Raw genomic sequence first — 25,509 nt, 5'->3', positions numbered from 1 at the left:
CCTGGCGGCCCCTGACGCGTTGCCCCCGAACGAGTCAGGGGAAAATGTCGTCTTGCGAAAATCGATTGCCGCACCGTCCGTTACCTTAGCGTCCGTTACCATGGCGACGCTGGTGCTGGCGGGCTGCAACGGGCATCAGTCGGCGCTGGCGCCGTTCGGGCTGGAAGCGCGCTCCACACTCTGGCTGACCGCGGTGCTGGCGGCGGGAGGCAGCGTCATCGCGCTTGGAATGGCCGCGATCTACTTCGTCGCGGCGCGGGCTCCGGAAGGAAAGCTCACTCACCAGAGCGGCATGCGTCTCGTCCTCTGGCTCGGTGCGGTTGTCCCGACCGTTGTGCTGACCGCGCTGCTGGTCTGGGCGCTTCCGGCCATGCGCCCCCTTCCCACCGGCGACAGCGATTTGCACATCCGCGTAGAGGGCGAGCAGTTCTGGTGGCGCGTCGCTTACGCGCGGAGCGATCACAACGGCCCGGGCGGCCGGACGGAGCCGCTGCTGCTCTCCGCCAACGAAGTGCGCCTCCCGGTCGGCCGGACGGTCGTGTTCGAACTCACCGCCACGGACGTCATCCATAGTTTCTGGATTCCCGGCCTTGCCGGCAAGATGGACATGATCCCCGGCCGCACCAACCGGCTGGTCGTCAAGGCCGAGAAGCCCGGCACCTATCGCGGGGTATGCGCCGAGTTCTGCGGCCTCAGCCACGCGCTGATGGCCTTCGACGTCATCGCCATGGAACCGGCCGCCTTCGATGCCTGGCTGACCGCCGCCCGCATTCCCCCGCGCCGCACGCAAGACCGCGGCGCAGCGCTGTTCGCGCGCGAGGGCTGCGGAAGTTGCCACGCCCTCGCCGGCACATCGGCCCAGGCCCGCATCGGTCCCGATCTCACCCGCTTCGGCGAGCGCCTGACGCTTGGCGCCGGGATTCTCGAACCGACGGACGCCCATACCGCCGCCTTCATCCGCGATCCCCATCGCTTCAAACCGGGCGCCCGCATGCCCGCCTATACCCATCTCACGCAGGAGGAAGCCCTGGCCCTTGCCCGCTGGCTGAAGCAGACCAAGGCGGAGAACGCGCGATGAGCCTGCACGACCAGGACGATCCCGCCCTCCGCGCCGCGCAGGAACAACGCCTGCGTGAAGTCTGGGCGCCGCCCAAAGGCCTTTTCCTGCGCTGGACGGACACCAACAACAACCAGGTCGGCAACTGGTACGTGCTCACGGCCTTCGCCTTCATGCTCTTCGCAGGCGTGCTGGCGCTCATCATGCGCACGCAGCTCGCGGTGCCCGACAACGACCTGGTGGGGCCGGGCACGTTCAACCAGTTGTTCACCCTGCACGGCTCGGTGATGATGTTCCTTTTCGCCGTGCCGATGTTCGAGGCGGTATCGATCATCCTCCTGCCGCAATTGCTGGGCGCGCGGGACCTGCCCTTCCCCAGGCTTTCCGCCTTCGGCTATTGGTCCTTCCTGATCGGCGGCGTGTTCGTTTCGGGATCGATCTTCTTCGACGCCGCGCCGGACGGCGGCTGGTTCATGTATCCGCCGCTGACCACCCGAACCGACCTTTCCGGTCTCGGCGCCGATATCTGGATGCTGGGGCTTTCCTTCATCGAAGTGTCGTCGGTCGCCGCTGCGGTCGAGCTGATCGTGGGCGTGCTCAAGTGCCGCCCGCCGGGCATGCGGCTCAACCTCATGCCGCTCTATGCCTGGTACATCCTGGTGGTAGCGGTGATGATCCTCTTCGCCTTCCCGCCGCTGATCGCCGGGGATGTGCTGTTCGAGATGGAGCGCCTGCTGGACTGGCCCTTCTTCGATGCCTCGCGCGGGGGCGATCCGCTGCTGTGGCAGCACTTGTTCTGGATCTTCGGCCATCCGGAAGTCTACATCGTCTTCCTGCCCTCCATCGCGCTCTTCGCAATGCTGGTGCCCACGTTCGCGCGGCGCCACCTGCTGGGCTATCCCTGGATCGTGCTGGCGGCGGTGGGCACCGCGTTCCTCTCGTTCGGGCTATGGGTCCACCACATGTTCGCGACGGGCCTGCCGAAGATCAGCCTCGGCTTCTTCTCGGCAGCGTCCGAAGCGGTTGCGATCCCGACGGCGGTGCAGATCTTCGTCTTCATCGTCACCCTCTGGGCGGGCCGCGTGGTCTGGTCCACGCCGCTGCTCTACGCCACCGGAAGCCTCGCGATCTTCGTGATCGGCGGGCTGACCGGGGTGATGGTCGCGCTGGCCCCGTTCGACTGGCAGGCGCACGACACCTACTTCGTGGTGGCCCACCTGCACTACGTGCTGATCGGCGGCACGCTGATGCCGCTCTTCGCAGGGCTCTATTACTACTGGCCGCTGGTGACCGGCAAGAAACTGTCCGACCGGCTGGGACGCACGGCATTCTGGCTGATCTTCGTGGGTGCCAACCTGTGCTTCTTCCCGATGCATCTTTCGGGGCTGGAGGGCATGCCGCGCCGTGTGTTCACGTATCCGGCCGACCTTGGCCTCGGCGGGCTGAACATGGCCTCCACGGTCGGCTCCTTCGTGATCGCCGCCGGGGTTGCGGTGATCGTGCTCGACTTGTGCCGCTCGCCCTGGCGCCAGATGGCCCCGCGCAATCCCTGGCAGGCCGGAACGCTCGAATGGCTGGCCCATCCGCAGGACGAGAACTGGGGCATCCGCTCGATCCCGCTGATCGAGAGCCGCTATCCGATCTGGGATCAGGAAGACTTCGTGCGCAAGGTGGACGAAGGCCGCTATTTCCTGCCCGATGCCGAGGAAGGCCGGCGCGAGACGATCATCACCTCGGTGCTGGACGCGCGCCCGGTCTCGGTCATCCGCCTGGGCGCTCCCAGCTGGAAACCGATGCTCACCGCCCTGGCGCTGGGCGGCGTGTTCATCCTGACCACTTATCATCTCTACTGGCTGGCGCTGGTTTCGGGCGTGGCGACGCTGGCCATGGTGCTCTGGTGGCTCTGGACCGGAACGGCGGAAATTCCCGAAAAGCCCAGCAAGCCGATCGGGCACGGCATGGAGTTGCCGCTCTACATCTCGGGCGGGGCCTCTCCGGGCTGGTGGGCCATGTTCATCACGATGATGGCGGACGCCACGGCCTTTTCCGGATTGCTGTTCGGCTACTTCTTCTTCTGGACCCGGCACGCCGACTTTCCGCCGCCCGACATGGCCGCAGCGCCCGGCATCTTCTGGCCAATGATCGCGCTGATGCTGGCTCTTGCGGGCTGGATCGCCACGGTCGCCGCGCGCGAGATCCACGCGCGGGGTGGCATCGGTGCGGGCCGATTGCTGCTGCTGTTCGGGTTGGCCACCAGCCTGGCGGGTGTCCCGGCCGGACTGGCAGGACCCTGGCTTTCCGGCATGGATCCCGCCGCACACAGCTACCCGGCCATCGTCTGGACGCTGGCGATCTGGACCTGCCTTCATGCCGCCGTCGCGGCGATCATGCAGGCCTATGTCCTCGCGCGGAGCCTGGCAGGCAGGATGACCCCGCATCACGACGCGGATATTCGCAACGTCACCGTCTACATGCACTTCTTCGCGCTCACCGCCGCCTGCGCCTATGCCACCATCGGCCTGTTCCCGGAGGTGGCATGAGCGAAGACCCGCGCGGCGACCGCAGGAAATGGCATGAGCGGCTGCAAGTCACGCTCTGGACCCTGATCGTGCCGCCCACGGTCTGGGCGGCCCATTTCCTGTTTTCCTACCTCTGGGCAGCAATATCCTGCGCCAAGCAAGGCGACTTCGCCCGTTTCCCGACACTGTTCGTGGCCGGGACGGTGCTGGCCCTGGCGGCCATCGCCCTGTCGGGCTGGATCGCCCACCGGCAGGTCCGCATGCCCGGCAGCCCTCCGCCGCACCAGGACGGGACCGACATCGACCGGCTGCGTTTTCTGGCGAAGGCAACCCTGCTGCTGGCCGGACTGAGCTTCGTGGGCGTGCTTTTCACCGCTTTGCCGGTGGTGTTCATCGGAGACTGCCGGTGAAGCGGGCCGCGCTCCTGACCGGGTTCCTGCTCGTGCCGCTGGGCCTTGCCTGCGCGCACTTCGGCATGACCGGCCACATGACCGCGCATATGATCGCCGTGGCCGTCGCCGCGCCGTTGCTGGCATTCGGCCTGGCCGAAACCGCTCTCGATCCTGCGCGCCGCTGGCCCCGCCTGGTGACGCCGATGGCGATGATGCTGGTGGAACTGGTCGCCGTCTGGGCTTGGCACTTGCCCGCCGTGCGCCGCGCCGCCGACGCCGCACCCTGGTTGGGCGCCGCGGAATACGCCAGCTTCCTGGGCGCAGGACTGCTGCTCTGGAGCGCCGCGATCCACACCCCCCAGCGCGCAGCCGGGATCGGTGCGCTTCTGCTGACATCCATGCATATGACGCTGCTGGGCGTGCTCATCGGCCTCGCCCCGCGCCCGCTTTACGGCTCGGGAATGCCCGGAATGCACAACCACGGCGCGCCGTTCGGCCTTGACCCTCTGGCCGACCAGCAGCTTGGCGGGGTCGCCATGCTGGTGATCGGCGGGGCAAGCTACTTCCTCGGCGGCATTGCCCTTCTTGCGGGACTGCTGAGAGCCAAGCCGGAACCTTCGAAATGACCGTGAAACTGACCTGGAAACGCCTGATCCTGGCGCTGCTCACCCTCTTCGCGCTGGGCATGGGATTTGCCTGGTCCGGCCTGTTCCCCATCGCCGCTTCTTCGGGACATTGGGCGATCACCGACTGGTTCCTCCACTGGACCATGCAGAACTCCGCGCGCACTTACAGCGCATTCCAGACGCCGGAACGCGTGCGCGACGACCGGGCCCTCGTCAGCGCGGCGGGCCATTTCCGGCAGTCCTGCGCGGTGTGCCACGGGGCGCCCGGCATGCCGCCATCGCCGGTCATGCAGTCCGCCACGCCGCCCGCACCGGACCTTGCGCGCGTGGTGAGCGAATATGGCGACAGGGAGCTGTTCTGGATCGTTCGTCACGGGGTGAAATTCACCGGCATGCCAGCCTGGCCGGTCGGCGACCGACCGGACGAAGTGCGCCGCATGGTGGGCTTCCTGCGCCGCCTGCCGAACATGACCCCGGCCGAGTACGAGGCTCTCACCGCGCCTGCGCCGGGCAGCAACGCTGCTCTTGCCAGCTGCACGGGTTGCCACGGAACCGACGGCCTGGGGCGCGGCCAGGCCGATATTCCAGTGATCGCCGGGCAGAAGGAAAGCTATCTCCTCGCCGCCCTGCGCGACTTCGCTTCCGGAAAGCGCCACGGTGCGGTCATGCAGGTTGCGGCATCGGGCCTCTCGGACGCGGAGATGCGCCAGGCCGCCCGCCATTACGCACGGCAACCGGGGCTGCGCGACCAATCCCTCCCCGCCGCCCATGCCATCGTTTCGGATGGACTGCCCGCAAAGCAATTGCCTGCCTGCACCACCTGCCACGCGCCCGGCAAGGCAGCGCCCGTCCTCGGCGGCCAGCGGGCGGACTACCTCGCCGCCAGATTGCGACAATGGCGGGGCGAGGAAACCGTGATCGACGCACACAAGCCGCGCGACCCGATGGCCGTCATCGCCCGGCGCATTCCCGAGGCGCAAATCGATCCTCTCGCCAAGGCCCTGTCCGGGGAAGCTACAGCGCGCTGACCTTCACCCGGGATTCCTCCGCGCAGCGCAGCCAGCGGCGCGCCTCATGCGTTCCTGAAACCAACAGGCTCCACTGAAAGGCAAAATCGGCATGACCGAAAGCGGAAACGACCCCCGGGAAGACGTGCTGAACTTCTGGTTCCGCGAACTCTCTCCCAAAGACTGGTTCGAGACCGCCGAGGCCCTGGACCCCGCGGTGCGTGCCCGTTTCGGCGCGCTTCACGCCCAGGCCGCCGAAGGCGCGTTGGCGGACTGGGCCGAGACCCCGCTCGGGCGGCTGGCGCTGATACTCGTGCTCGACCAGTTCTCTCGCCATATCCATCGCGGCACGGCGCTGGCCTTTGCCAGCGATCCGGCCGCGCAGCACCTCGCCGTCGAGGGTATAGCCGCCAGAATGGACGAAACCTTGGGCTTTGCGCAGCGCCAGTTCTTCTACATGCCGCTGATGCATGCCGAGGACCCCGTCCTCCAGGCCATGAGCGTCGAACGCTTCAAGGCTCTGCGCGACTATGCCGAAGAGGTGATGGGCTTCGCTTCGGGCCATAGTGCCGAAATTGCCGCTTTCGGGCGCTTTCCGGGGCGCAATCTCGCTCTTGGCCGAAATTCCAGTCCCGCAGAGATCGAACGTCTGAGCAGCAGCGAGCCGGCATCCTGATCGCAGCGCAAGGCTCCCGACACGCCCGCGCCCTGCCACTCAGTTCCGCAACATGATCCAATCGTCGTCGCCGCCCTTGTCCCGCAGGACATCGAGGGCCGTCTGGACGTGAATCGCCGCGAGATCCTGACCGCAGGCGTCGAGGCGGCCTATGGCCTCCTGCAGCAAGTGCGTAATGCTGCGCAGCTCAAGGACAAGCTGTTCCTGGTTGGTGAGTGCCATCAGACCGTTCCTCCCCCTCGGGCCTATCCCCCCTAGGTCCAAGAAGACAGGCTAAGCCAAGGAACGCTCCGAACCAAGTAGAATTACGAATGACTCCCATTGGATAGTCAAATATTCACCTTTCCGGTACTGCGCGCGGCCCGCCGCAAGTAATCGCGCATCAGCGCCTGCCCCTTGTCGGTAAGGCAGGCATGGTTGCCGCCCGACGCGGCATCCGTACAGCGCGTCACCAGCCCTTTCGCTTCCAGCACGTTCTGCCAGCGCAGCACCGTATTGGCCGAAGAGGTGCCGAGCGGCGCCGCGGGTTTGCGGGACTGGCCGATGAAAAGGTCGAGCAGAATGTCCCAGGCCGGCTCCCCGAAGAAATCCGCGCCGAGCATTTCATCGCGGATCCGGCGGCATCGATAGATATATTCGGCCAGGGGCAGCAGATCGGCATCGCCTTCCGCGGCCCCGTCACCCAGCCCTTCGCCACCTGGATGGCCACTTGGCCCGCCTGCGGACACATGCCCGGACAAGCCACTCTCCGGCGTCGGCCCAAGCCCGCCGAAACCCTCTTCCCCAAGTTTTCTACCCATCGCCCCCAGCTGTTAACGCCCCGCGACTCCTGCGCGCCCGCTGAAGCGCATGACTTAAGCGCTGGTCAGTGACAACGCTGTCAACGATAAAGACCGGCCGGACTTCAAAAAGTTAATCTAGGATAATTCCGGTCCACTATTGCTGCAGGTAACGGCTCGGCGGCACGCCCAGCACGCGTTTGAACATCGTGGAGAAATTCCCCGGTCCATCATAACCGAGGTCGAGCGCGATGGCGGTGACGGAATCGCCGGCAGCCAGCCGCGGCAGGGCCACCGAGAGGCAGGCCTGCTGCCGCCATTCCGCGAAACTCATGCCTGTCTCCCGTCGGAACAGCCGCGTGAACCGGCGGCGGTTCATCGCCAGGGCATCGGACCATCGCTCGATCGTGTCTCCGGCGCGGGGGCTTTCCAGAAAGCGATGGCAGCGTTCCGCCAGCGCGGGGTTACGCGGAAAAGGCACGACGATGGGAATAACCGGCGCCTGGCAGATTTCGGCGACCAGCAGAGCCATGACCAGTCCGTCGCGGCCCTCCAGGTCGTATTCGGCCGGCACTTCGGACGCCGCCACCAGAAGCTGCCGCAGCAGCGGGGACACCGCGACCACCCGGCAAGTATCCGCCAGAGCCGCGCCGGCCGAAGGCGCCACCAGCACGCTGCGCGTCTGCACTTTGCCCACCATCCGCACCGAATGCGGCGTTCCGGCAGGGATCCACACCGCGCGCTCCGGCGGTGCGACCCAGGCGCCATCCGGCGTGCTCACGGCCACCACGCCGCGCGAGGCATAAAGAAACTGGCCGCGCCGATGGCTGTGCTCCGCCAGTTCGAACGAGGGCGGATAATCGTTGCCGATACCCACGACCGGCCGCGGCACGTCCTCGTAATCCGCCGGCTGGCGCTGCTGGATCTGATGTCCCACAATCATAATTGAATGACCCATATGCCGAAGCGGGACGATCTCAAAGCGAATAGGAGAGTCGCCACGAGCAAAGGACCGCGAAGGAGGCGGCAAAAATGGCCCAGAAATTGGCAGCAGGCGGGTCCGGCCCGGCGATGGACGATCGCGGACAGACGGCCGTGAATGGAACCGTGTTCGGCGTGATCGTCGCCATCAGTTTCTGCCATCTTCTGAACGACATGATGCAGTCTTTGCTGCCCGCGATTTATCCTGCACTGAAGGCCGACCTGGGCCTGAGTTTCGGCCAGATCGGCCTGGTGACACTGGCCTACCAGATCACCGCTTCGATCCTTCAGCCACTGGTGGGGCTCTATGCGGACAAGCGACCGACTCCGCTCGCCCTGCCCGGCGGCACGCTGTTCTCGCTGGCCGGACTGACCGTGCTGTCGGCCGCGCATAGCTATGGACTGGTGCTGGTCGGCGCATCGCTGCTGGGCATGGGGTCTTCCGTGTTCCATCCCGAATCCTCCCGCGTGGCCCGCATGGCTGCGGGCGGACGGCACGGACTCGCGCAGTCGCTGTTCCAGGTGGGCGGGAACGCCGGTCAGGCGCTAGGGCCATTGGCCGCCGCGCTGGTGGTGGTGCGTTGGGGACAGTCCAGCCTGGCCTTCTTCGCGCTGCTGGCACTGCTGTCCGGCGCCGTCCTGTGGAACGTGGCCGCCTGGTATCGCAGTCATGGCCTGGAACGGCTGGCGGCCGGCGGCAAGGCGAAGCTTTCCGCGGGCCTCCCCAAGGGCCACGCCGCGCGCGGCATCGCCATCCTGCTGGCGCTGATCTTCTCCAAATACGTCTACCTCGCCAGCCTGACGAGCTACTTCACGTTCTACCTCATCCACCGCTTCGGCCTCACCGTGCAGAACGCGCAGTTCCACCTCTTCGCCTTCCTGGCCGCCGTCGCGGTCGGCACGGTGATGGGCGGGCCGCTGGGCGACCGGTTCGGGCGCAAATACGTGATCTGGTTCTCGATCCTCGGCGCCCTGCCCTTTACGCTGCTGCTACCCTATGCCAGCCTGTTCTGGACAGGCCCGCTGACCGTGGTAATCGGCCTGATCCTGGCCTCCGCCTTCCCGGCCATCGTCGTGTTCGCGCAGGAACTGGTGCCGGGGAAAGTCGGCATGATCTCTGGCCTGTTCTTCGGCTTCTCGTTCGGCATGGGCGGTCTGGGCGCGGCCGTGCTCGGCTGGCTGGCCGACCGCACGAGCATCGAGACGGTCTACCACGTCTGCGCCTTCCTCCCGGCGATCGGCCTGCTGACGGCATTCCTGCCGCGCGTGAACAAAGCCTAGACCGGCCCGGGCCGGGCCCTGGAGGGTCCGGCCTAGCGCCGGCGGGCGGCGGCGACGAGCGCGTAAGTCGTCACGCCGCACAGTCCCAGGGCGATGGCGAACCCCGCCCCCGCGCCCCACTTCGCGCCGAGCGGCCCGGCCAGGAACCCGCCCAGCGCCAGTCCGGCAAGGGGAAGGACGATGAGGGCGAGGCAGCCGATCGCAAACACAAGTCGTCTCCACTTTCCTGCCGCAGGTCCGGGCGGTCCACAGCCCGCAGACAAGCGGCCTTCCGGCCTGAGCATCGGCCGCTGCATGCAATCCCGTCCGCCCCTTGGCAAGTCTCCGATAAGCCCGCGCGCGCCATGGTCGCCCGATAGTCTGCATCGGCACTAACAATAATCCGTGACGGAAGATTAAATCGCCAAGCTCTTGTTAGACCGCGAATTTCGCGGCGCGCGATTTGGCAACGGGTTGCAACGAAACGATAGTTTCTTTTCACCGGGCATCACCCGCAGTACGCTCCGGGCAAGATACGGAGCGAGGGAGCAAGTACCGGCTGGGAAAAGCCGGCCGAATTGCGGCGATTTTCGGCAGTATACCCAGATCATTCCGAACCGAACACTTGCGCGCGCCGCCGCGGCGTCGGCTGTCTGTGCGCGTGATAAATTCAAATCATCACCGAAAACAGAACAATATCGGTGGGAAAACAAAAAAAGAAAAACACGATACCGGGAGGAGAGAACAGGCATGAATGCAGGGAAGCTGACGCGCGTCATGATCATGGGCGCCGTGCTGGGCGGCACTTCGACGGCGATGCCGGCACTGGCGCAAAGCCAGCCGACGATAAATCCCGGCGATATCATCGTTACGGCCCGCCGCACCGAAGAACGGCTTCAGGATGTGCCGATCTCGATGACGGTCTATGACGGCGCCACCATCGAAAAGCGCAATATCGTCGTGGCATCGGACCTGGCGACCTATACGCCCTCCCTCTCCGTCAACACGCGCTACGGCGCCGAGAAAGCCAGTTTCTCGCTGCGCGGTTTCAACCAGGATGCCTCGACGGCGCCCACCGTGGGCGTCTATTTCGCGGACGTCGTGGGCGTTCGCGCGCAGGGCGGCACGACCTCCGGCAATACCGTGGGCGCCGGCACTTTCACCGACCTGCAGAACGTGCAGGTGCTGAAAGGCCCGCAAGGCACGCTCTTCGGCCGCAACACCACCGGCGGTGCGATCCTGCTGGTTCCGACCAGGCCGACCGATCTGTTCGAAGGCCATATCGAAGGCACCATCGGCAATTACGACCAGCGCCGGATCCAGGCGGCACTCAACGTCCCGCTGGCGGAGACGTTCAGGGTCCGCCTCGCGGTGGACCGCAACAAGCGCGACGGCTACATGAAAAACCGCTCCGGCATCGGGCCTGACGCGTACAACAATACCGACTACGTCTACGCCCGTCTCAGCGTGGTCGCCGACCTGACGCCCAATCTCGAGAATTACACGATCTTCCATTACAGCCGGTCGGACACGAACGGCTACGCCACCCATTACGAGAACTGCGATCGCGACGCGGCCAGTCCTTTGGCAGGCGGTCCGTTCACCCGCTACTTCACCGCAACGGCCGCCTGTGCCCAGATCGACCGGCAGGCCGCGCGCGGAGACGGCAGGCTCGATGTGGAAGTGAGCAATCCCGATCCGCGCTTCCTGCTGGAGACATGGCAGGTCATCAACACGACGACCTGGCAGGCCAGCGACACGATGACGGTGAAGAACATCGCCAGCTACGGCGAATTCCGGGAGGATTCGGCGTTCAATCTCTACAGCGACAACTTCCGCATCGCCGACACGCCGGTCACCCGCACATTCCAGTCGCTGGGCTACGTCACGGTGGGCGCGCCGTTCAACTACATCGCGCTCGACATCCAGCCCAATTATCACGCAGCAGCGGAATCGACCGCAACCGAGGAACTCCAGCTCCAGGGCCGCTCGGCCAATGGCAAGCTGAACTACGTGATCGGCGGCTACCTGGAATTCAGCCGGCCGATCGGATGGAACCAGCAGCGCACCGGCATCTATGGGAACTGCCCGGATGCCGGGAACCTCGGCTGCTCCGGCGTGCTGCCGCTGGGCCTGCCCGCTTCCAGCCTGGGCATCGCGCTGGTCTCTGAATCGCGCACGCGCTTCGATTTCGACAACCACGGCGCCTTCGCGCAGGCCACCTACAACTTTACCGATCAGTTCGCGCTTACCGGCGGCTTCCGTTATACGTTCGACAAGACGGTGGGCGTCTCCGAAAGCAACCGCTGGAACCTGGCGACGATACCGGGACTGGGCACGATTCCCGTCGGGCGCGTCTGCAACGACGTGCTCAATCACCCCACCGTCAACCTCCTCGCCAACGGCGGCGACACGACCGCTTGCAGCACGCGGATCTCCAACAAGTCCAACCGGCCGACCTGGCTGATCGACCTGGACTTCAAACCGACGCCCGACATGCTGTTCTATGCCAAGTATGCACGCGGCTATCGCCAGGGCGGCGTCAACTTCACCAACCCCGGGCTCGAAACATGGGATCCGGAGAAGGTGGACTCCTACGAACTGGGCGCCAAGCTGACCTTGCGCGGTTCCCTGCCCGGCTATTTCAACATTGCCGGTTTCTATAACGATTTCAGCGACCAGCAGGTGTTCGGCGCCCTCATCGCCAAGCAGGGCAGCGGCCTGGCCGGCGGCGCCGCGATCATCAATGCGGGCAAGTCGAAGATCCAGGGCGTCGAAGTGGACACGGGCATTACCCTGTTCCAGCGGCTGCGGCTCTCGGCGGGCTACACTTACCTCGATACCGAGATCAAGGAACTGGTGCCCCCCACGCTCAGCCCGGACAGCCCGTTCGAGCAGATCATCCCGCGCGGCCAGCCCGGCGATCCGCTCAGCTATTCGCCGAAGAACCGCCTGACGCTATCGGCGGATCTCGACGTGCCGCTGGGCGAAAAGACGGGCTCGCTGTCCTTCGGCGGCAACTATACCTATACCTCCAGCCAGGCGGTGGACGGCAACTTCTTCACCGCAGCCACGGCCGCGAACCCGCAGCGCGTCACGATCCCGGCCACCAACCTCTTCAACCTCAACGCCTCCTGGAGCGACGTGTTCGGCTCGGGCTTCGACATTGCCGCCTTCGCCACCAACCTCACCAACAAGCGCTTCAAGACCGCATCGGGCGGCGGCTACGAAAGCTCCGGCATCCTGGACTTCGCCTATGGCCCGCCGCGGATGTACGGGCTGCGGCTGAAGTTCAACTTCGGAAGCTGACGCCCCGCACGCCCCAATGCCAGTTCTCCGGCCTTTCGCGCTGCGAAGCGCCGGAGACGGCTGGCATCTCGCCGCGAACTGGACCACAAGCGCGGCATGTCCCGATCCCGGCTGAAAGTGTTCTTCGACGGCGGCTGCCGCCCCAACCCCGGCCCGATCGAGGCCGCCGCCGTCATCGGCGGCGCGGTGCATCTCTTCGAAAACCTGGGACAGGGCAGCAACGAGGATGCCGAATGGCGCGCGCTGAACCGCGCGCTGGAACTGGCGCAATCGCTGGGGCTGCAGAATATCGAGCTGGTCGGCGATGCTCTTCCCGTTGTTCGCCAGGCCAACGAGACCCTGAAGCGCGGCGAACCCCGCAACCGCCACGAGGCGGAATTTCTGGCCCTCGTCGCCAAGGCCAGACCCGCCCGCATTCGCTGGATCAAGCGCGAGCAGAACCTGGCGGGCATAGCCCTCGCCCGGCGCCATCCGCGTTGATGCCCGGGCGGGCGGGAAGCGGCTGGTCCTATTCGATGGGCGTCAGGCCCAGCAGGTCTTCGACGGCCCGCGCCAGATTGTGCGTCGTATAAGGCTTCTGCACGACGATGCGCGAGCGATGCTCCTGCGGAAGCAGCGCCTGTTCGCCGTAGCCGGTTGCGAAGAAGAAAGGCACACCCGCATTCGTCAACCGGTCCGCCACGCCGAAGCTGGTCTGGTCGCCCAGGTTGATGTCGAGGATCGCGAGGTCCGGCATGCCGCCATCGAGCGCCCCATGCGCGCCTTCCGCGCTGGAAGCCGTATCGATCTCCGCGCCGAAACGGCCCAGGATGTCTTCCGCGTCGAGCGCGATGATCAGGCTGTCCTCGACGATCAACACCGACATGTCCGCCAGCAGATCGTGCGGGATCGGCATCTTCGACTGGGCGGGTCCATGCGAAATTCGGCGCGGATTGGGCAGCTTGATCGTGGTGCCCTTGAAATTGCGCTGTTCGGAAAGGTGGCGTGCGGGAATGCGGAAGGTCGCCCGCACCCCGGCCGGATCGTAGACGATGTCCGCCGCGCCGCCCAGATCGTAGGGAACCGAACGCTTGATGATGGTCGTGCCGAAACCCTTGCGTGTGGGTTCCTTGACTGTCGGCCCCCCGCTTTCCGTCCAGGTCAGGATGAGGTCGTCGTTGTCGGCACGTTCCCAGGCGATCTGGACGATCCCCTCGCCCGAGAGGCTGCCGTATTTGGTGGAGTTCGTCACCAGTTCGTGAACCACCAGCGCCATGGAGGAATAGGCCTGCGGATTCAGCAGGATCGACGGCCCCTCGTAATGGATGGAGCTTTCCTTGTGCGCGGCGAAGGCGGCCGCTTCGGCATCGATCAGCGCCTGTAGCGGTGCCGGCCCCCAGTGATCGTCGGTAATCTGGTTGTGTGCGCGGGCGAGCGAATGGATGCGTCCATCGACCACCTCGACGAATTCCTTCACGGCATCCTCGTCAGGCTGGGACTGCCGCACCAGCCCCCGGATGACACCGAGGATGTTGCGCACGCGGTGGTTCAGTTCCGCGATGAGCAGTTCCTGCCGGCCATTGGCCTGCTGCCGCTGCGCCGCGGCTTCGTCGGCCAGGCGGAGCACCACTTCGATCAGCGTGGCGCGCAAGGTCTCGGCCACCCGCAGCTCGTGCTGCAGGAAAGGACGGGAGCGGCCTTCCACTTGCTCGTTCCATTCGGCGAAACTCTCGCGCGGCGTCAGGCGCGGGCCGTTCGGGCCATATTCGATCGGTTTGTGCGGATCTCCCGCCCAGCGCACGGACTGGCGCATTTCCGAGCGGAACAGCACGACGTAATCGCGCGGCGATCGCGAGATGGGAATGGCCAGCAGCCCGGCGGCGTCCCCGGCATAGCTTCCGGCCCCTTTGACCAGCGAGCCGATGTGATCGGTGGCAAAGACCTTGCCCGCCGCCGTGGCATTGAGGGCGCGCACGATGGCGCGAAAGTCCTCGCTGGGCGGCACGGACCCGGAAAAGGCGTAGTTGCCGTTGATCCACACGCCCACCCCATCGGCCGGGATCGCGCTCATCAGGATGTCGGCAAGCCAGTCGGGGTCCTTCAGCAGCGTTTCGTCCGACGCGACGGCGCTGAGGAGCTGGTCCGAGATATCGCGCGCGCGCCGCTCGTATTCGGCCATCTCCCGGCGCTCCCGGCTTTCCAGGCGCATGGAAAACATCTGGGCGAAAAGGTCGCTGACGGAGCGACGCTCGAACGTGGGCGAGATCGGCGAATAGTGATGGCAGGCGAACAGCCCCCAAAGCTCGCCGTCCACGACGATGGAGATCGAGAGCGAGGCCCTGACGCCCATGTTGCGCAGATATTCGATATGGATCGGCGAGACCGACCGCAGCACCGAAAGCGACAGGTCTAGCGGTTTACCTTCGGCGTCCAACTGGGGCACGATGGGAACCGGCACGGCATCGATATCGTGAATGACCCGCAGCAGGTTGCGCTTGTAGAGTTCGCGCGCCTGGCGGGGAATGTCGCTGGCGGGATAGTGCAGTCCCTTGAAGGATCCGATACCGGCCTTGCAGGCCTCCGCCACCACTTCGCCGTCGCCGCCTGCCGCGAACTTGTAGACCATCACCCGGTCGTAGCCCAGCAGCGCGCGGACCTGGCGCGCGCCTTCCCGGTAGAAGGAGGCCAGGTCCGGCCGCGTGTCCAGCCGCGCCATCATCGCGCGTACCATGCCGCTGGAATCCCCGCTGGTCGGCACGCCGGGTTCGAATTCCAGGACGATCTGCCCTTGCGAGAGATGAAGCGCGAGGTCGTAGCACTGCCCGCCCTCGACCAGTCTCACGCCGAACATACGCTCCACCGAATCCGGAGACACCAGATAGGCCATGCGGTTGCGCAAGTCATGGATCAGCGAGGCCGGGATGAAGCCCGAAAACGGCTGGCCAACAAGACTTTCGGGAGGAACGTCCAGCAGCGCCGCAATATTGGCGGAAACGCGCGAGATCACCCAGTCCGTGCTGAGAGCGATCAGGTAGCCGACGGGTTGAACGGCGCCCAGCAGGTGGATGGGTTCACGATCGCAGTTGGTCAGATCGACCGTCATACCAGTGTTCGTCACGTCGCCTCTTGATCTTCGACTGCCCGGTCGCGGCCCGGATGCGCCTTTGATTCCGCAATCCGGGTGCAACTCGCGAAACTCGGGCAAGTTGCTGGCTCTGCCGATTCATGCAATCGTTGCGACCGCGAAAAGTCCTGCCGCCGATTGCTGTCAGGCGCAAGCAAGAGACGCATGGCGCCTGCGAATTCGCGCCGCCGGTCAGGCAAGCGGATCGGGCGATGGTGCCGCATCGGGCTCGTCCCGGTCGGCCAGGGCCGCATCGACCATGGCGCTCCAGATCGCGCGGCAGCTGGCGCTTTCCAAAGCGAGATCCCCGGCCGCTTCCATGTGATCGTCGGGCTCGCGCAGGGCCAGAAGGGCGGCGGCGATGTCCGCTTTCAGCCGGTCCTGCTCCGCCTCCGCCAGATCCTCCCAGCGCGCAGGTGCGGACTGTTGCTGCACCACGGCGCGTGCGGCTCGCTCGATGGGGGTCATGATAACGTGTTCCTCCTTAGGGCGTGGGGCCGAAGGCGCAGCCCCGTCTCGAAAGAGACGGCAACCCTGCGCGTTCGGCCTGTACCATGCAAACGGAGAAACCGCCCCGTCGTTGCCTCAGGGCGTCGGCGAGGCCGGCGCGGAGGGCTGCGGAGCGGCGATCTCCACCTCCACCCGGCGGTTCCTGGCGCGCCCTTCCTGGTCGTCGCTGCCATCGAGCTTGCGATTGGGCGCGATGGGGCGCGCCTCTCCCAGCGCGACGACCGAAATGCGCGCTTTCGCGACTCCCTTGCTTTCGAGATAGTCGCGCGCCGCTTCCGCCCGCCTGCGCGAGGCGGCCAGGTTGTCCGCATCCGAACCGCGGGAGTCGCTGTGCCCCCAGATCGTGATCGCCCCGCCGGCCGCGAAAGCGGGCGTGGTCAGCAACCCGTCCAGCAGCGAACGCCCGGCCTCGTCGGGCCTGGCGCCCTTTGCCGGATAGGGCACGACGAGGTGGACCGTCTCGACCGGCGGTGCCTGGGTCGGCCCCACATCGACATCGGCGCGGATGATCGATTTCTTCGGCTCGTCCGCCGCAGGATCGGGTGCGGCGCTGGCGTCCGCGTCAGGAAGGGCGCTATCGGGAACGACGCCATCGGGCGCTGCCCCCTGCGTGGCGCTATCGGTACTCTCTCCCTCGCTTCCGGTGCCCTGCTGGCAGCCGCCGAGGGCCGCCAGCAGGATCGCGGATGCGATCATGGGCGCGCTTTTCATGCTGTCGCCTCCTTGTTTTCAATCGTGTCGCGGGTGTTTTCGGGCTCGCCGTGGCGCGACGGGCCATAGGAAATGATCGTGTCGCCCGGTTGCGGGGTGGGCCGCGAGGCATGCGTGAAGAACAGGATCCTGCCGTCCTTGCGCAGCAGGAACAGCATGTTCGCATCTTCCGGCAGCGCAGCCTGCGCATCGGCGAAGTCGAACTGCTCGCTGATGCGGGTCTTGCGGAAGGCCCAGCCGGCGCGTTCGTGCTCGGCGATTTCGGCCACGCCGATCCCCGAGGCGAACATGGCACGGCCGCGCAAGGCTTCGGGCAAGCTGCGGTGGTCCTCGTCATCGCCCATCCCGCCGAGCTGATAGACCGAGTCCCGGCCGATGTCCGGGGCGAACTCGCTGCAGACGAGCGCATTGTAGGCTTCGTTGTCGGTCGTCGCGGCCAGGACCTGGAACTGCGTGAGGTCGAGGCGCTCGTCAGTCGATTCCGCCAGAATCTCTCCGTGGTAAGTGGCAATGCCGGCCTGCCGGGCGACGGAGAGGCGCTGCCAGCTGGTGTCCACAATCATCACCGGAACGTCGAGCTGACGCAGCTGGTTGGCCAGCGAGAGGCTCCACGAAGTGCTGCCCACGATCAGCAGCCCCTTCTTGCGCGCGCCCGTCACCTTCAGCCAGCGCGCCACGTAGCGGATGCTGAAACCATGCGCGAGGATAGTGGCCACGACCACCGAGAACGACAGCGTCACCAGAATGCTGCCGTCGCCGTAACCAAGCTGGTCGAGCCGGAGCGCGAAAAGGCCGGACATCGCCACGGCGACCACGCCGCGCGGCGCGATCCATGCCACCAACAGCCGCTCGTTCCAGGGGATCTTGCTGAAGGCCAGGCTCAGCAGCACCGTCGCCGGGCGAACCACGAACAGCAGCGCCAGCAGATAGGCGATGAAGCGCCACTCGAACTGGCGCAGCACTCCAAAGTCGAGCGAGGCGGACAGCAGCACGAAGACGCCCGAGATAAGGAGAACGGTGACGTTCTCCTTGAAGGGGTGAATGTCGCGCAGGGAATCCAGCCGCATGTTGGCGATGGCCACGCCCATCACCGTGACGGCGAGCAGACCGGTTTCCTGCTGGATCATGTTGGAGAGGACGAACGTGCCGATCACCGCCACCAGCAGGACGGGCGCCTTGAGATATTCCGGCACATGTCCGCGCGGGAAGGCCCAGGCGATGGCGCGGGCCACGGCATAGCCGATGAGCCCCGCCACGAGCGCGGCAGCCAGGAGGGCGGCCAGCACCGAAAGCAGCGTGCCGCCTTCGCCCGCCCGGCGCAGGTATTCGTAAGTGATGACGGCGCAGAGCGCGCCGAAGGGATCGTTGACGATCGCTTCCCATTTCAGGATCGCGCGCGGCCGCGGCGCGATGTTGCTCTGGCGCAGCAGGGGTATGACCACGGTGGGTCCGGTCACCACCAGAATGCCTGCGAACAGGATCGCGACCGGCCAGACCAGCCCCGCGACGTAGTAGCAGGCCACGGCGCCAAGCACCCAGCCCACGGGAATGCCTATCATCATCAGGCGCGTCACCGCGCCTTCGGTCTTTCTGAGTTCGCGGAAATTGAGGCTGAGGCCGCCTTCGAACAGGATCAGCGCCACAGCGACCGAGATCATCGGTTCCAGCAGGTCACCGAAAGTGTGTTCGGGAACGACGAGGCCGGTGACGGGACCTGCAAGGACACCGGCGGCGAGCATGAGGGCAATGGCCGGCCAACCGGTACGCCACGCGATCCATTGCGCGCCGATACCGAGGAAGCCGATCAGCGCGAAGACGAGGGCTTGCTGCTGCATGACGGGAGGCATAACCATCTCGGGCAGCCAAGGTAACCGGCGGGCACGAATTTTTTTCCCCAGCAAGCCCCTGAACGGATCGCTAGCCGGCCTCCGCCAGGTTTCGCTCCCGGATCAGCTGGACCAGGGCCCGCAGACCGGCCGGGGTATGGCGGTTGCCCGGATAATAGAGCGTGAGGCCCGGATAGGGCGGGCTCCAATCCTCCAGTACCGCCACCAGCCGGCCCTGCGCGACATGCTCCCTGACCGACCATTCGTTGAGATAGGCCAGCCCGATACCGGCCAGGACCGCTTCCTGCATCAGCGTCATTTCGTCCAGGACGAGGGCGCCGGGAACGTCGACTTCCACCGCCTCTCCCCGCCGCTCGAACTCCCATTTCCAGATCGCGCCGGTGGCTAGCCGCGCGCGGATGCAGCGGTGATGCAGCAGGTCCGCAGGCACTTGCGGCGTTCCCCATTGCGCGAGGTAGCCCGGCGTGGCGACGACGATCATCCGCACCGGACCGCCGATGGGCACCGCGATCATGTCCTGCGGCACATGTTCCATCAGCCGGATGCCGGCGTCGAACCCTTGCTGCACGATGTCCACCAGCCGGCCTTCCGTCGCCAGCACCAGGTTCATGTCCGGGAAACGCGCCAGGTATTCGAGGAAGATCGGGGTCAGGGTCATGCGACCAGCCCCGGCAGATGTGTTGATGCGCAGCGTGCCGGCGGGCGTGTCGCGGTGGCTGTTCACATCCTCGATGGCGCTGCCGATTTCCACGAGCGCAGGGGCGATGCGGGCAATGAATTGCGCCCCGGCATCCGTGGGCGAGACGCTGCGGGTCGTTCGGTTGAACAGCCGCACCCCCAGCCGCCGCTCCAGCGCCGCAACGCCGTGGCTGAGCGCCGACGTCGACAGGCCCAACTCCTCGGCGGCAGCACGAAAACTGCCAAGACGCGCGATCATGACCACGCCTTCGAATTCGACCAGGCCGCTTTTCATTATCCTTATTCCTTCATCAACTCATCCCGTTCTATCCTGCTTATCCAGATAATTCCACAGAACTACATCAGCCGGGTTCCCAGGAAAGGACCCCAGTGACATGAAGACCATCGACACGATCTACATCGACACCATCTACATCGACGGCCAGTTCGTGACCCCGCACGGCACGGAGCTGTTCGATCTCCACAATCCAGCCACCGCAGGCGTGATCGGGCAAGTTCGGCTCGGCGACGCGATCGACGCCCGCAAGGCGGTTGCTGCGGCGCGGCGCGCTTTCCCGGCGATGGCGCGAACGAGCAAAGCTGAACGGTCCGCCATGCTGGATCGCCTGGCCGCAGCCCTGGAGACCCGCCGCGCCGAATTGCTCGATGCCGTGATCGAAGAATACGGCGCGCCGGTCTCACGCTCCGCCTGGATGGTGGACTACGCCGTGGGTGCCTTTCGCGAGGCGGCCAAGGCGCTGGAAGACTATGCTTTCGTGCGCCAGATGGGCACCGCCACGGTAACGATGGAACCGCTGGGCGTCGCCGCCATCATCACGCCCTGGAATGCCAATCCCGGCTTCATCGCTGCCCGGCTGGCCATGGTGATCGCGGCCGGGGCGACATGCGTGATCAAGCCCAGCGAAATGAGCGCGCTGCAGACCCAGATCGTCACCGAGGCCTTGCATGAGGCACGGATCCCGGCGGGCGTCTTCAACATCGTCAATGGCCGGGGCGACGTGGTCGGCGCGGAACTCAGCGGCCACCCCGATATCGCGAAAGTCTCCTTCACCGGCTCCACGGTCACCGGCCGGGCGATCCTGCGCACCGCGGCCGAGACCTTCAAGCGAGTCACGCTGGAACTGGGTGGCAAGTCGCCGATGGTCGTGCTCGACGATGCCGATTTCGACGCTGCCATCCCCTTCGCGCTCGCCGCCGGCTTCAACAACAGCGGCCAGGCCTGCATCGCGGGCACGCGCATTCTCGTCCCGGCGCACCGGCTGAAGGCGTTCGAGACCGGCATCCGGGAAGCCGTGGCCCATGTCCGGTCAGGTGATCCGCGCGATCCGGCAACGACGATCGGGCCGATGGTCAGCCAGCGCCAGTGGGACCGCGTGCAGTCCTACATTCGCAAGGGGCAGGAAGAAGGCGCGATCCTGCTGGCCGGCGGCGAAGGCCGTCCCGAAGGCGTGGCCGAGGGCTGGTTCGTGAAGCCGACGATCTTCACCGGCGTGCGCAACGACATGACCATTGCCCGCGAGGAAATCTTCGGCCCCGTCCTTTCGATCATTCCCTACGAGGGCGACGAAGAGGCCGTCGCCATCGCCAATGACACCGACTACGGCCTTCACGCCTATGTCGCCGGCGGCAACCCGCAAAGGGCGCGCGCCGTGGCCGAGCGCATCCTGGCGGGCCGCGTCATCATCAACGGCGCGCCGATGGAAATGACCGCCCCGTTCGGCGGCTTCAAGCACTCGGGCCTCGGCCGGGACAACGGCGCCTTCGGCATCGAAGCCCTGCTGGAGGCCAAGGCCATCATGGCCTGAGCCGCCGGCGTCGTAGGGCTCCGCCTTGCGACGCCGCCCTACGACAAGGAAGCGAGCAGCGTTTCGGCCCGCCCAAGATCGCGATCCTGGGCGGGCCGTGACATATCGTGCCGGGCCTGCTCGACAAGCGCCCTGGCCTCATGGGCCTTGCCCTCCTGGACCAGCGTCGCCGCCAGATCGAGCGCGGCGCGCAGTTCCCACGCACGGGCGCCCTGATCGCGGGCGAGACTGCGCGCTTCCTCCAGCAATGCCCGCGCCGCGCCTGCCCCATTGGCGCTGGCCGCACCGACTATCGCGGCCTTGATCCGCAGCAGTTCCGGCAAGGCGATGCGCTCTTCATTGGCGGTGCAGCGGGTAATGGTGGCATCGACGACCTGCCGCGCATCCTGCAGCCGGCCCTCCGCGGCCAATCCGCGCGCCAGGGCGATCGAGAACGGCGTCGTCAACAGATCGTAGCGCGCGGCGCGTAGAAGCGAGAGGCTCTCCTGCAGCGCCAGAACGGCCGCGGCATGATCGCCCCGCTCCACGGCCACTTCGCCCCGGAAACCCCCGGCGGCCGCGATATAGGGGCCGAGCGCGTTGACTTGGGCGCTATCGGTGAAAGCCGCCAGTGTCTGGTCCACCAGCGCCATCTCGCCCATCCACAAGTAGACCGAGAAAGCCCATATGAGCGCGATGCAATGCGTTACCGGGTGATCCAGCCCCGCCGCCTCGCGCACGGCCTGTTCTGCCAGAGCGCGCGCGGCCATGGGTTCGCCGGACAGCCACAGGGTCCGCGCGAGGGCAATGGTGGATCGGTTGCGATGATCGAACCCGAAAGCGATCGTCCGGCTGCGCTCGGAAGGCGGACTGGCCGCCAGCGCGCGTTCCAGGTCGTGCCGGGCGCGGGTCTGGTCGCCCGCCAGGTGATGGGAGATACCCGAAAGCGAATAGGCCACCGCCAGGGCCTCGGGTTCTCCGATCGCCTCGGCAATCTCCACCGCACGTTCGGCATGGCGCATGGCGACTTCGTATTCGCCGATGCGCTCGTGGAAGATGTGCAGGCGGGCCAGCGTGCAGAGCTGCCCCCAGCGATCTTCCAGCGCAGTGCCGATTTCCAGCGCGCGGGTGAGCGCCGCCCCTGCTTCGGAACTGTTGCCGCGGGTGAACATCAGCGCGATGCCCAGCGCGCTCTGCAATTCCAGTTCCATCGCGCTGCCGCGCTGCTCCGGCTCCAGCGCCGCGATGGCGCGGGCCGCCCAGGTGCGGCACTCCACGAGGTGCGACAGATTGAGGAAGACCCGCAGGCTGGCGGCGGCCAGACGCACGGCGAGCTTCAGGTCTCCCTCCGGCCCGAAGCTCCAGTCCAGGGCGCTGCGAATATTGCCCAGCTGCGGCCGAAACGAGCGCGGGTCCTGGAAGGCGGCGGCATCCTGCGCCGCGATCGCTTCCAGTTCCGTCAGGAAGAACGCCGCATGACGCCGGGTGGTGGCCCGAAGCTCCTCCGGCCCGCGCCCGGCAAGCTTTTCCTTGGCATAGGCGCGGGTCATCTCCAGCAGGCGATAAGTCCCCGTGCCGCGCAGGCGATTGGGCGAAATGAGCGACTTGGCCGTGAGTTCGTCGAACGAGGCCGCCACTTCGTCCGAACCGAGCGTGGCATCGCTCACCACATAGATGGCGGCATCGATCGAGAAGGGGCCGACGAAGACGGAGAGCCGGTCCAGCACGGTTCGTTCGGCCGGGGAGAGCAAGTCGTAACTCCAGTCCAGCGCGGCGCGAAGGGTCTGCTGGCGCGGCTGCGCGGTGCGCCGCCCTGCCCATGCAAGGCTGAAACGCTCGCCGATCTGGCGGGCCGTGGCCGCCACCCCATGAGCGGCGACGCGCACGGCCGCCAGTTCGATAGGCAGGGCCATGCCGTCCAGCCGCAGGCACATCCCGGCGATGAGGCGGGCATCCTCCGCGTCGATTTCCAGCGCGCTGTCGGCCGCCCGCGCCCTTTCGCAGAACAGCTGCACGGCGGGATAGGCCAGCAATTGCGCCCGCGTCATGCCCTCCGGATCCTCGGGATAGTCCAGCGCGTCGAGGCGGTGGACATGTTCCCCCCTCACCCGCAACGGCTCCCGCGAGGTCGTGACGATCCGCACTTGCGGCGCGGCTTCGGTGATCCGCTCGACGATCTCTGCCGCCTGCTCCACGACATGCTCGCAATTGTCGAGCAGCAGCAGGAAAGGCCGGTCGCGCAAGTGGCCCAGGATCACCGCGGCGGGATCACCGCTATGCACGGATATGCCCATGGCCCCGGCGATCATCGGCGGCACGAGCGAGGGGTTCTCCAGCATGCCGAAGTCGACGAAGGCGGCATCGCCCGCGAAACGCGCCGTCAGCCGRTGGCCGATCTCGACCATGAGCGACGTCTTTCCCACGCCGGCCGGGCCGGCGATGGTGAATATCGGGGTATCGACCACGCGGTTCAGCAGGAGTTCCACATCGCGCTCACGGCCGATGAGGTGCGGCAGCGGCGGCGGGATATTGGTCGTGAAGCCTTCGGCCACCTTCGGTGTCGTGACGTCCGGCGGGGAACCGGCCTCCGCCGGTCTCTCGACCGGGGCGACGAAGGCGTAGCCGACGCCGACTTGCGTGGCGATGTAGCGCGCGCCGCCACCCTGATCGCCCTCGCCTGCCCCGCCGCCTTCGCCTGCCTTACCGCCTTCGCCTGCCTTACCGCCTTCGCCCAGAATCTTGCGCAGACCCGCCATGTGGAAGCGCAGGCTGCCGTCTTCCACCACAACATCGGGCCATACGCGCCGAAGCAGTTCGCGCTTGGACAGCACGCGGCCGGGCTGTTCGGCCAGGGCAACGAGCAAGTCGAACGAACGCCCGCCGATCTCCACCGGCTGTCCGTCACGCGTCAGCAGACGCGCGCCGGGAGAGAGGCAGAACGGCCCGAACACCATCTGCTCGCCGAACGCCGGGTTGTCCTGATCCGCCACGATATCGCCTGTCCTCTGGATCCCCGCCTGCCGCTATGTGTCGACGGGATCACACAAACCTGACTAGGCGTTTTCAGCAGTTTCCTTCCCAGATCAAGACACGGTGCGCAAAGGAGGGCGGGATTATCCAAATGTAACCGAATAGGCGCGGACGCCCGGCTGCGAGAATTCGATGCGAACCGTGCGATCGGTGACGGCGCCGTGCTGGCGGACGATCTGGTAGAGCCGGTCCTGCCGCAACTCGCCCCAGCCGGCCGCGTCGGTATCCGCGCCATGATCGGCGCCGGGGGCCGCGCCGTCGATGGTCACCCGGAAGCGCACGGGCTTTCCACCGGCAGGCGCGCCGAGCACGAAGTGGGCATCGCGGGCATGGAACCGAAAGCGAATGGCGCCGTCCGAACCGCCCGACACCGCGAATTCCGGCCCCACGCTCCAGTCGCCGGACAAGTCCCAGCGGTTCAGAGGCAGCGCCCGCGCGGGTGCATAACGATGTGCAGCATCGCGCTCGAACCCGCCGGGCGAAGCGAAGGCGGCCGCCTTGGCATAGCCGAGATAGGCTTCCGGCGATTTCAGGTTGCGCCAGTCGGCCTCGGCTTCGATGCCTTGCCCCGTGATCGAGGCCAGCGGCACACCCGAAACGTCATGCCCGGCCTCGGTCAGGAGCTTGCGCAGCAGTTGCTCGGCCTGGTCGTAACCGCCTTCTCCCACGCGATAGGCACGGACCTGGCCTTTCGCGTCGATGAAATAGAAGCCCGGCCAGCCCTCGTTCGCAAAGGCGCTCCAGATCGCATAGTCGTTGTCCTGAAGGTTGGGATAGCCGATGCCCAGCGCGGCAATGGCGCTGCGGACTTTGGCGGGATCGTGCTCGAAGCCGAACTCCGGCGCATGGACGCCGACCACCTGCAATCCCTTGTCTCCATAACGATCGCTCCAGGCACGCAGATAAGGCAGCGCCCGCAGCGAGTTGATGCAGGAGTAAGTCCAGAAATTCACCAGCACCACTTTGCCGCGCAGCGTCGGAGCGCCCTGCGGCGCCAGCCATGGCCTTGCCCGTTCCAGCAGGTCGATCGGCCCGATGCGGGAGGGAGTGGCTGCGGCGACGGCGTCGCCGTCCTGCAGCGGGCGGGCCAGCGCCTCTCGGCAGCAGAGCGCCGTCGTGCTTCCTGCGGTCATGAGGGCGGCGGCGATGAAGCCCAGCGAGCGGTTCGTTGTCATGGCGGATGGCTCCCTTGGATGGAGGCCGCGTTCTAGGCGCCGGG

At 66.3% G+C, this 25,509-nt stretch carries 21 protein-coding genes; 10 read left to right on the top strand and 11 right to left on the bottom strand.

Annotated features, from left to right (window positions below; all coding sequences use genetic code 11):
* Positions 1 to 100 precede the first annotated feature (100 nt).
* The 6 genes from coxB (at position 101) to AB4Z00_RS09885 (ending at position 6,277) form a co-directional block, all read left to right on the top strand.
* Positions 101 to 1,078 (top strand): cytochrome c oxidase subunit II, encoded by a 978-nt coding sequence (gene coxB, locus AB4Z00_RS09910; RefSeq protein ID WP_442045797.1) that lies wholly within the window; start codon positions 101 to 103, stop codon positions 1,076 to 1,078.
* Positions 1,075 to 3,597 (top strand): cytochrome c oxidase subunit I, encoded by a 2,523-nt coding sequence (gene ctaD / locus AB4Z00_RS09905; protein WP_442045796.1) that lies wholly within the window; start codon positions 1,075 to 1,077, stop codon positions 3,595 to 3,597. Before coxB ends, ctaD begins: the two co-directional genes overlap by 4 nt.
* The gene (locus tag AB4Z00_RS09900) at positions 3,594 to 3,986 is read left to right on the top strand and encodes a hypothetical protein (protein ID WP_132265969.1); all 393 of its coding nucleotides are present in this window, start codon (positions 3,594 to 3,596) and stop codon (positions 3,984 to 3,986) included. The genes ctaD and AB4Z00_RS09900 overlap by 4 nt, the downstream gene beginning before the upstream one ends.
* Positions 3,983 to 4,594, top strand: a complete 612-nt coding sequence (locus tag AB4Z00_RS09895; protein WP_314466615.1) for a cytochrome c oxidase assembly protein — start codon at positions 3,983 to 3,985, stop codon at positions 4,592 to 4,594. Before AB4Z00_RS09900 ends, AB4Z00_RS09895 begins: the two co-directional genes overlap by 4 nt.
* Positions 4,591 to 5,622 carry a c-type cytochrome gene (locus AB4Z00_RS09890; protein ID WP_442045795.1) on the top strand — a complete coding sequence of 344 codons (1,032 nt, stop codon included), beginning with the start codon at positions 4,591 to 4,593 and terminating at the stop codon, positions 5,620 to 5,622. Before AB4Z00_RS09895 ends, AB4Z00_RS09890 begins: the two co-directional genes overlap by 4 nt.
* Positions 5,623 to 5,713: 91 nt before the next feature.
* The gene (locus AB4Z00_RS09885; protein WP_442045794.1) at positions 5,714 to 6,277 is read left to right on the top strand and encodes a DUF924 family protein; all 564 of its coding nucleotides are present in this window, start codon (positions 5,714 to 5,716) and stop codon (positions 6,275 to 6,277) included.
* A 39-nt stretch (positions 6,278 to 6,316) separates the two neighbouring features.
* On the opposite strand, the gene AB4Z00_RS09880 is transcribed toward AB4Z00_RS09885, so the two are convergent.
* The 3 genes from AB4Z00_RS09880 to AB4Z00_RS09870 form a co-directional block, all read right to left on the bottom strand.
* Positions 6,317 to 6,499: a hypothetical protein gene (locus tag AB4Z00_RS09880; RefSeq protein ID WP_132265977.1), complete on the bottom strand. Its 183-nt coding sequence runs from the start codon at positions 6,497 to 6,499 to the stop codon at positions 6,317 to 6,319.
* A gap of 107 nt (positions 6,500 to 6,606) precedes the next feature.
* Complete coding sequence (locus AB4Z00_RS09875) at positions 6,607 to 7,017, bottom strand: hypothetical protein (RefSeq protein ID WP_431567192.1); 411 nt, start codon at positions 7,015 to 7,017, stop codon at positions 6,607 to 6,609.
* 196 nt (positions 7,018 to 7,213) lie between these two features.
* Positions 7,214 to 7,999 (bottom strand): AraC family transcriptional regulator, encoded by a 786-nt coding sequence (locus AB4Z00_RS09870; protein WP_243841187.1) that lies wholly within the window; start codon positions 7,997 to 7,999, stop codon positions 7,214 to 7,216.
* A gap of 128 nt (positions 8,000 to 8,127) precedes the next feature.
* Between AB4Z00_RS09870 and AB4Z00_RS09865 the strand changes: the two genes are divergently transcribed.
* Positions 8,128 to 9,318: an MFS transporter gene (locus AB4Z00_RS09865; protein WP_442045973.1), complete on the top strand. Its 1,191-nt coding sequence runs from the start codon at positions 8,128 to 8,130 to the stop codon at positions 9,316 to 9,318.
* Between the two features lie 32 nt (positions 9,319 to 9,350).
* Here AB4Z00_RS09865 and AB4Z00_RS09860 read toward each other — a convergent pair whose 3' ends face one another.
* Positions 9,351 to 9,527 (bottom strand): hypothetical protein, encoded by a 177-nt coding sequence (locus AB4Z00_RS09860; RefSeq protein ID WP_165921397.1) that lies wholly within the window; start codon positions 9,525 to 9,527, stop codon positions 9,351 to 9,353.
* Positions 9,528 to 10,047: 520 nt separating this feature from the next.
* Between AB4Z00_RS09860 and AB4Z00_RS09855 the strand changes: the two genes are divergently transcribed.
* Positions 10,048 to 12,606: a TonB-dependent receptor gene (locus AB4Z00_RS09855; RefSeq protein ID WP_442045793.1), complete on the top strand. Its 2,559-nt coding sequence runs from the start codon at positions 10,048 to 10,050 to the stop codon at positions 12,604 to 12,606.
* Between the two features lie 96 nt (positions 12,607 to 12,702).
* Positions 12,703 to 13,086, top strand: coding sequence for a ribonuclease HI (locus AB4Z00_RS09850; RefSeq protein WP_442045792.1), 384 nt, complete (start codon positions 12,703 to 12,705; stop codon positions 13,084 to 13,086).
* Positions 13,087 to 13,114: 28 nt separating this feature from the next.
* Here AB4Z00_RS09850 and AB4Z00_RS09845 read toward each other — a convergent pair whose 3' ends face one another.
* The 5 genes from AB4Z00_RS09845 to AB4Z00_RS09825 all read right to left on the bottom strand — a co-directional run bounded on the left by AB4Z00_RS09845 (position 13,115) and on the right by AB4Z00_RS09825 (position 19,750).
* The gene (locus tag AB4Z00_RS09845) at positions 13,115 to 15,688 is read right to left on the bottom strand and encodes an HWE histidine kinase domain-containing protein (protein WP_442045972.1); all 2,574 of its coding nucleotides are present in this window, start codon (positions 15,686 to 15,688) and stop codon (positions 13,115 to 13,117) included.
* 213 nt (positions 15,689 to 15,901) lie between these two features.
* Positions 15,902 to 16,177: a hypothetical protein gene (locus tag AB4Z00_RS09840; RefSeq protein ID WP_442045791.1), complete on the bottom strand. Its 276-nt coding sequence runs from the start codon at positions 16,175 to 16,177 to the stop codon at positions 15,902 to 15,904.
* Between the two features lie 117 nt (positions 16,178 to 16,294).
* Positions 16,295 to 16,930: an OmpA family protein gene (locus tag AB4Z00_RS09835; RefSeq protein WP_442045790.1), complete on the bottom strand. Its 636-nt coding sequence runs from the start codon at positions 16,928 to 16,930 to the stop codon at positions 16,295 to 16,297.
* Positions 16,927 to 18,765: a cation:proton antiporter gene (locus AB4Z00_RS09830; RefSeq protein ID WP_132265984.1), complete on the bottom strand. Its 1,839-nt coding sequence runs from the start codon at positions 18,763 to 18,765 to the stop codon at positions 16,927 to 16,929. Before AB4Z00_RS09830 ends, AB4Z00_RS09835 begins: the two co-directional genes overlap by 4 nt.
* Positions 18,766 to 18,847: 82 nt before the next feature.
* Positions 18,848 to 19,750, bottom strand: coding sequence for a LysR family transcriptional regulator (locus tag AB4Z00_RS09825; RefSeq protein WP_442045789.1), 903 nt, complete (start codon positions 19,748 to 19,750; stop codon positions 18,848 to 18,850).
* A 100-nt stretch (positions 19,751 to 19,850) separates the two neighbouring features.
* Between AB4Z00_RS09825 and AB4Z00_RS09820 the strand changes: the two genes are divergently transcribed.
* The gene (locus tag AB4Z00_RS09820; RefSeq protein ID WP_442045788.1) at positions 19,851 to 21,281 is read left to right on the top strand and encodes an aldehyde dehydrogenase family protein; all 1,431 of its coding nucleotides are present in this window, start codon (positions 19,851 to 19,853) and stop codon (positions 21,279 to 21,281) included.
* A gap of 38 nt (positions 21,282 to 21,319) precedes the next feature.
* Here the strand turns inward: AB4Z00_RS09820 and AB4Z00_RS09815 are convergent, their stop codons facing one another.
* Positions 21,320 to 24,250, bottom strand: coding sequence for an ATP-binding protein (locus AB4Z00_RS09815; RefSeq protein ID WP_442045787.1), 2,931 nt, complete (start codon positions 24,248 to 24,250; stop codon positions 21,320 to 21,322).
* A 123-nt stretch (positions 24,251 to 24,373) separates the two neighbouring features.
* Complete coding sequence (locus AB4Z00_RS09810) at positions 24,374 to 25,465, bottom strand: redoxin domain-containing protein (RefSeq protein ID WP_442045786.1); 1,092 nt, start codon at positions 25,463 to 25,465, stop codon at positions 24,374 to 24,376.
* Positions 25,466 to 25,509 lie beyond the last annotated feature (44 nt).

Source organism: Novosphingobium sp. YAF33, from assembly GCF_052113265.1.
Lineage (GTDB): Bacteria > Pseudomonadota > Alphaproteobacteria > Sphingomonadales > Sphingomonadaceae > Novosphingobium.
The sequence above is the reverse complement of the archived record's forward strand: the minus strand, read 5'-3'. Positions and strand labels throughout refer to the sequence as shown.

Bases quoted from the DNA above. Each gene is read 5' to 3' on its own strand.
- coxB (WP_442045797.1), top strand. From the start codon at position 101: ATGGCGACGCTGGTGCTGGCGGGCTGCAACGGGCATCAGTCGGCGCTG.
- ctaD (WP_442045796.1), top strand. From the start codon at position 1,075: ATGAGCCTGCACGACCAGGACGATCCCGCCCTCCGCGCCGCGCAGGAA.
- AB4Z00_RS09900 (WP_132265969.1), top strand. From the start codon at position 3,594: ATGAGCGAAGACCCGCGCGGCGACCGCAGGAAATGGCATGAGCGGCTG.
- AB4Z00_RS09890 (WP_442045795.1), top strand. From the start codon at position 4,591: ATGACCGTGAAACTGACCTGGAAACGCCTGATCCTGGCGCTGCTCACC.
- AB4Z00_RS09885 (WP_442045794.1), top strand. From the start codon at position 5,714: ATGACCGAAAGCGGAAACGACCCCCGGGAAGACGTGCTGAACTTCTGG.
- AB4Z00_RS09880 (WP_132265977.1), bottom strand. From the start codon at position 6,499: ATGGCACTCACCAACCAGGAACAGCTTGTCCTTGAGCTGCGCAGCATT.
- AB4Z00_RS09870 (WP_243841187.1), bottom strand. From the start codon at position 7,999: ATGATTGTGGGACATCAGATCCAGCAGCGCCAGCCGGCGGATTACGAG.
- AB4Z00_RS09865 (WP_442045973.1), top strand. From the start codon at position 8,128: ATGGACGATCGCGGACAGACGGCCGTGAATGGAACCGTGTTCGGCGTG.
- AB4Z00_RS09855 (WP_442045793.1), top strand. From the start codon at position 10,048: ATGAATGCAGGGAAGCTGACGCGCGTCATGATCATGGGCGCCGTGCTG.
- AB4Z00_RS09850 (WP_442045792.1), top strand. From the start codon at position 12,703: ATGTCCCGATCCCGGCTGAAAGTGTTCTTCGACGGCGGCTGCCGCCCC.
- AB4Z00_RS09845 (WP_442045972.1), bottom strand. From the start codon at position 15,688: ATGACGGTCGATCTGACCAACTGCGATCGTGAACCCATCCACCTGCTG.
- AB4Z00_RS09840 (WP_442045791.1), bottom strand. From the start codon at position 16,177: ATGACCCCCATCGAGCGAGCCGCACGCGCCGTGGTGCAGCAACAGTCC.
- AB4Z00_RS09835 (WP_442045790.1), bottom strand. From the start codon at position 16,930: ATGAAAAGCGCGCCCATGATCGCATCCGCGATCCTGCTGGCGGCCCTC.
- AB4Z00_RS09830 (WP_132265984.1), bottom strand. From the start codon at position 18,765: ATGCAGCAGCAAGCCCTCGTCTTCGCGCTGATCGGCTTCCTCGGTATC.
- AB4Z00_RS09825 (WP_442045789.1), bottom strand. From the start codon at position 19,750: ATGAAAAGCGGCCTGGTCGAATTCGAAGGCGTGGTCATGATCGCGCGT.
- AB4Z00_RS09820 (WP_442045788.1), top strand. From the start codon at position 19,851: ATGAAGACCATCGACACGATCTACATCGACACCATCTACATCGACGGC.
- AB4Z00_RS09810 (WP_442045786.1), bottom strand. From the start codon at position 25,465: ATGACAACGAACCGCTCGCTGGGCTTCATCGCCGCCGCCCTCATGACC.